The sequence below is a fragment of the Pseudoxanthobacter sp. genome (assembly GCF_036822375.1).
Taxonomy (GTDB): Bacteria; Pseudomonadota; Alphaproteobacteria; order Rhizobiales; family Segnochrobactraceae; genus Pseudoxanthobacter.
Window position 1 is genome coordinate 5520 of record NZ_DAISHT010000175.1, and the last position, 1541, is coordinate 7060.

The window sequence follows — 1541 nt, forward strand, 5'->3', positions numbered from 1 at the left end:
GCGGCCGGCGGCGGCAGATCCGACCCGCCGCCCATGCCGAACGATGCCTTGCCGTCGCCCCCCGAGGGCGGCACAAAATCGCCGTCGCGGGTCGGCACGAAATCCTGACTGCCCGGCGGCGGGTTTGCCACCTGCACCGGCGGCACCAGTTCATCGCCCGGCCCGCCGGACGGCGCGGGCGCCTTGGCCGCCGGCGGCATGTCGGTCGAAGGCTGCATGCTGAACGGCGCTGCCACGCTGGCATCGGCGCCGCCGCCGCCGGCGGGCGCGGCCGGCTGGGCGGGGGCCGCATTCGCCGGCGGCTGCGCGGCGGCCTGCGCCAGTTGCACCGGCTCTGCCGCCTGCGCGGCCGGCACCATGGCCAGCACCAGCGCGACAACGCCCGCGGCAAGGCAGCCGGCCCGGCGGCGGCCCGCCCGGCCGCCGGCAGCCGGCGCGGCACACAGAGAAGAGAACACCGCTGCTGCGCCCGTCATGTCACGCCTTGCCCTTCGAGCGGCGGCGCAGCGTGATCAGGTAAGTCATGCCGCGCACCGAGTGGAAGGCCGCCAGATAGAGATAGAACAGCGTGCCCCGCAACACGCCGATGCGCTTGCGCCGCGCCTCCTGAAAGGCCGACCACTGGCTGGAATCGGCATAAACGAGGTCGGCCATCAGCTTGAAGTGCAGCGGATCGCTGCGTGTCGGCTGGCAGCCGAAATGCACCCCCTGCCCGTCGCGCATCACGTTGCGCACCACCAGCGGCAGGCCGTCGTTGGCGATGTCGGCGAGCGGCGTAAAGTAGAACGTGATCTCCTCGCCCTTGCCGGGCTCGCGGTCCAGCGCCTCCAGCGCGCGCACCTTGAGGCCGCCCATCGAGCCGTCCTCGACCATCGCCGGCACGCGCTGGCCGAACACCTCCAGTTCGCCCATGCGCGACAGCCGCACGCGCGGCGCGCGGCGCAGGTTGCGCCGCTCGCACACCACGCCGATGGCGGCGGCCGCCATCAGCAGGTTGAACACGTTCCAGCCGCCCACCACCGTGGTGATGTCGGCCAGATAGGGCTGCGACCACAGCCGCCAGAACGTCATGCCGACGCCGACCAGAATGAGCAGGAACATCACAAAATAGGGCGCCGCCAGTTCCGACACCTGATTTTCATCCAGCGTGTCGCCCTTCGACGTCACCTTGAAGGTCGGCTTGCGCGGGCTCAGCACCACGGCAATGATGGCGCGGAAAAGATAAATGGCCTGAATATATTCGTATAATTCAGATATCCATGGCCAGCGATAGCGGCCATAGAGATAATTCTGGATCATCAGGTTCACGATCATGTACGTGAACGTATAGGCGACGAACTCACCGCCGGAAGACGAGAAAATCTGCAGGCCGAAGAACAGGTAAAGCAGCGGCGATATAATGAAGATGAGCCGGCCCATGGGAAAGAGCCAGAACATCGGGTTGGTGAAATAGCACAGACGCTGCGCAAAGCGCAGCCCCGGCCGCCCGACCGGGTTCTTCAGCATCAGGATCTGCAGCATGCCCTGCGCCCAGCGCGAGC

The 1541-nt window shown here is 67.6% G+C and carries 1 protein-coding gene and 1 pseudogene; both read right to left on the reverse strand.

The window, feature by feature from the left end; translation table 11 throughout:
• Positions 1-476 (reverse strand): annotated as a pseudogene (locus V7067_RS13835) (hypothetical protein); the annotation flags it as partial.
• Position 477: 1 nt separating this feature from the next.
• Positions 478-1541 (reverse strand): PilZ domain-containing protein (locus V7067_RS13840; RefSeq protein WP_334176490.1); only part of this gene is annotated, 1064 nt, incomplete at its 5' end.